Source organism: Allomesorhizobium camelthorni, assembly GCF_011045125.1.
Classification (GTDB): domain Bacteria; phylum Pseudomonadota; class Alphaproteobacteria; order Rhizobiales; family Rhizobiaceae; genus Allomesorhizobium; species Allomesorhizobium camelthorni.
In genome coordinates this window covers 1-3,040 of record NZ_JAAKZF010000199.1, presented here as the reverse complement: position 1 = coordinate 3,040, position 3,040 = coordinate 1, and the positions used below count along the sequence as shown (strand labels likewise).

At 58.7% G+C, this 3,040-nt stretch carries 6 protein-coding genes; 5 read left to right on the top strand and 1 reads right to left on the bottom strand.

Annotated features, from left to right (window positions below; translation table 11 throughout):
* Positions 1-3 precede the first annotated feature (3 nt).
* Genes G6N73_RS35110 through G6N73_RS35100 form a run of 3 tightly spaced genes read left to right on the top strand, consistent with a single transcriptional unit; the run spans position 4 to position 777 of the window.
* Positions 4-252, top strand: coding sequence for a DUF982 domain-containing protein (locus G6N73_RS35110; RefSeq protein WP_343044847.1), 249 nt, complete (start codon positions 4-6; stop codon positions 250-252).
* A gap of 6 nt (positions 253-258) precedes the next feature.
* Complete coding sequence (locus tag G6N73_RS35105) at positions 259-513, top strand: DUF982 domain-containing protein (protein WP_165034455.1); 255 nt, start codon at positions 259-261, stop codon at positions 511-513.
* Positions 514-546: 33 nt separating this feature from the next.
* On the top strand, positions 547-777 hold the full coding sequence (locus G6N73_RS35100; protein WP_165034454.1) for a hypothetical protein: 231 nt from the start codon (positions 547-549) through the stop codon (positions 775-777).
* Positions 778-1,084: 307 nt separating this feature from the next.
* On the opposite strand, the gene G6N73_RS35095 is transcribed toward G6N73_RS35100, so the two are convergent.
* Positions 1,085-1,387, bottom strand: coding sequence for a DUF982 domain-containing protein (locus G6N73_RS35095; protein WP_165034453.1), 303 nt, complete (start codon positions 1,385-1,387; stop codon positions 1,085-1,087).
* A 247-nt stretch (positions 1,388-1,634) separates the two neighbouring features.
* On the opposite strand from G6N73_RS35095, the gene G6N73_RS35090 reads away from it, so the two are divergent.
* Positions 1,635-1,841, top strand: coding sequence for a hypothetical protein (locus G6N73_RS35090; RefSeq protein WP_165034452.1), 207 nt, complete (start codon positions 1,635-1,637; stop codon positions 1,839-1,841).
* Positions 1,842-2,063: 222 nt separating this feature from the next.
* A partial coding sequence (locus G6N73_RS35085; RefSeq protein WP_165034451.1) for an IS110 family RNA-guided transposase occupies positions 2,064-3,040 on the top strand: 977 nt, incomplete at its 3' end.

Here is a 3,040-nt window from a genome sequence, read left to right as displayed (position 1 = left end):
CCGGTGACCGAAATCTACGATGTTGAGGAAGCGCTCACATTTCTTCAGAACTGGCCCGCGGCGGCGCGGGGCAGCCCGATCTTTCAACGCGCCTTGAATGCCTGCTTCGCCGTTACAATCGATGAGGGCGCAGCCGAGGAAGCGCGCAACGCCTTGGCGGCGTTCGCCCGGATTGCCGGTGTTCTGGCCAAAGATGAGCCACTGCAGAGATTGCGGGAAGCCGACGATTGGGCAAGGTCGCCGACAAGATGAGCCCCCATGCTGCGGGAAATGAACTGGACCAAGCCTGTGCGCGTCGAAGCAGCTGGCAGATTCCGTGTGATCAGTTCCACGCGTGCCGCGGCACAATGGCTGCTCTACCATTGGCCGACAGAAGGTGACCCCGAGCACCGGGCGGCTCGGGTCGCCTGCATCGCCGTTCTGAAGAACGAACAGCCGCCAGACCATGCGCGGGAGGCGTTCATCGCCGCCGCAAAGGAGGCTGGCATACTGATCAATACCGACCCACGCTGAGAGCAGGGCCGCCACACTTAATAGAACCTTTGCATGAAAGTGCTGCAGCGAAGGGCTGGCTCGCATCTGGCCGAGCGCTCCGTGCATATTGGGGCAGATTTGTCCAGCGCCAAGGCAGAAATCTTCGATCCGATTGATCGGGTGCCCATCGGCAATGCGGACCAATACGCCGGTGAGCCAGGCTCCGGATTGACGCCGTTGAGCCTGACTGCCACGTCCAAGCCGTCGGCGGGCGTAACGCGTACGTACCGTCGAATGCCGTGAGCATGGTTAGCCGTTGCAGAGACCGGACTTGACGTCCCACTCATCATCATCATCATCATCATCGCGGCGAGCTACCCGTTGGTGTCACCGCTCAGGATTCGAATGAGGACTTCGATGCCGAAGTTCGCGATCGACGATCGACTCGAAGACGTCGATATCCATCTCGGCGGACGGTTCGATCCGCGCCACCTCGGCAGCTATCTTTGCTCAATGGAGGAACTTCCCCGTCTTCGATCGCGCGGTAGTATGCGCATTCGCCGATACGCGTAACACCTAGCGGTAAAGGACGTGAGACCGGTGAATGAGCCTACGCCTGCACCTTCCCGCTGCCCGATTTGGAAGCAGCGATCCACGGCATAACCGCCTCGGGGTCTTCCAGGATTCCGGCGCGCTTCGCGAAGGCGACAAAGGCATCGCGCGCCACGCCCAGCGGCTTGAGGCCATCATGTGCTTGGGTGCATGCGCGAAGCGCTGTTTCATGGATGAGGTTGCGGCGATCCTCCGGCCGTTCCTCCAGAAAATCGATAGCGCCTGCGAGATCGACAATCTCCTGCACGAGGTAGGATCCATGCTTGACGAAGACGGGGCTGCTGAATGCCGTGAGGTTCATTCGTTCCTCCAATTTGTCGAACGGTTCGTGCGTGTGAAGAAGCCGCCTCTGGGATCGTCGGCGACTATCGCAGAATGTGTTGTCAGCCTGATGACGGTTCAAGATGGCGCAAGCCCGCCAGCAGGCCAAACTGCCGCGAGCGAGCGGTCTTGGGTGCAGTGCTAGGCGGCTGCGGCGATTTCCACAACACCCTACCCGTGCTATAGTGAGAAATCATCTCCAGCCTTTGACCACGGATGTACTGGCATTGGCTGTTGAGATGATCCGGGAAAGTCGGGGAAAGCGCCCGGCTTTTTCGTTTTTTGGCGAGGGATGGATGATGGCAGGCGAGCCTACGAACATGAAACCGGGCGGCTTGCCCGAGAAGATCGGTGCCGCCTTCGGCTTAGTCGTGATTGTCGCTGTTTTCAGCGGTCTCGCATGGATGGCCGCAAGGGCTGCCGGTGTCATGTAACCAGCCCGGCGGACTGCTCCCTCTCGACCCGACGATCCGTATCGCCTGATACTCTCAACCGTCACGATAGCTTCTTTTGTTAGGAACCAGACTTAACCATCGCAGTTTTCAAGTATCCAAGGCGTTTCCCTCTCGACGTATCCTGTTGGGGTGGACGGCTCCCAACGGCATCGCAATGTGCCAGAATGAGTTCGTTGAAAGCTCAATCGAGGGAGACCGTCCGTGGAACAGATTATCCGAATTGGTATGGATACGTCAAAGAGCGTGTTTCAATTACACGGCGTGAATGCAAGCGAGCAACCGGTGCTTCGCAAGAAGCTGTCACGTAGAGAAATCGTGAAGTTCTTCGAGAAAACGCCGCCGACCACTGTTGCGCTTGAGGCATGCGGTGGCTCGCATCATTGGGCGAGGTTGTTGAGTTCATTCGGCCATGAGGTAAAGTTGATCGCGCCTCAGCTGGCGAAGCCTTATGTGAAACGCGGCAAGAACGACGCGGCTGATGCTGAAGCCTTGTGTGAGGCGATGAGCCGACCCACCATGCGCTTCGTGCCGGTGAAGACCGCGGACCAGCAGGCGGCCTTGATGCTGGTCGGTGTGCGAGAGCGGCTGATCCACAATCGGACACAACTCGCCAATGCCATACGCGGTTTTGCCATGGAGTTCGGCGTCGTCGCGGCCAAAGGCATGTGCCGGATCGAACCGTTGCTGGAGCGAATAGCAGCTGATCAATCCCTGCCTGAACTAGCGCGCGATCTCTTCGCCATGCACGGTCAGGAATATCGCGACTTGCTTGCCGAGACCAAAACGATCGATGAAAAGCTGATGAAGCTGCATCGCGCCGACGAATGCAGCAAACGCCTGGCCGAAATTCCGGGTGTCGGACCGATCGGCGCATCGCTCTTGATGATGAAGACCCCAGATCCGCGGATGTTTAAGTCCGGTCGCGATTTTGCCGCCTGGATAGGACTCACACCCAAAGACCATTCGACCGCCGGAAAGGTCCGGCTTGGTGCGATCACCCGTGCCGGCGATGAATTGCTGCGAAGCATATTGGTGGTTGGCGCGACCTCTCTTCTTCGGCACGTTAGAACAGGTCGAAGCAGGCATGCTTCCCGATGGCTCATCGACCTTCTGCAACGGAAGAAACCCAAGCTGGTTGCAGTGGCGCTGGCCAACAAAATCGCCCGAACTGCCTGGAA

Coding starts and splice junctions, on each gene's coding strand:
- G6N73_RS35105 (WP_165034455.1), top strand. CDS start 259: ATGCTGCGGGAAATGAACTGGACCAAGCCTGTGCGCGTCGAAGCAGCT.
- G6N73_RS35100 (WP_165034454.1), top strand. CDS start 547: ATGAAAGTGCTGCAGCGAAGGGCTGGCTCGCATCTGGCCGAGCGCTCC.
- G6N73_RS35095 (WP_165034453.1), bottom strand. CDS start 1,387: ATGAACCTCACGGCATTCAGCAGCCCCGTCTTCGTCAAGCATGGATCC.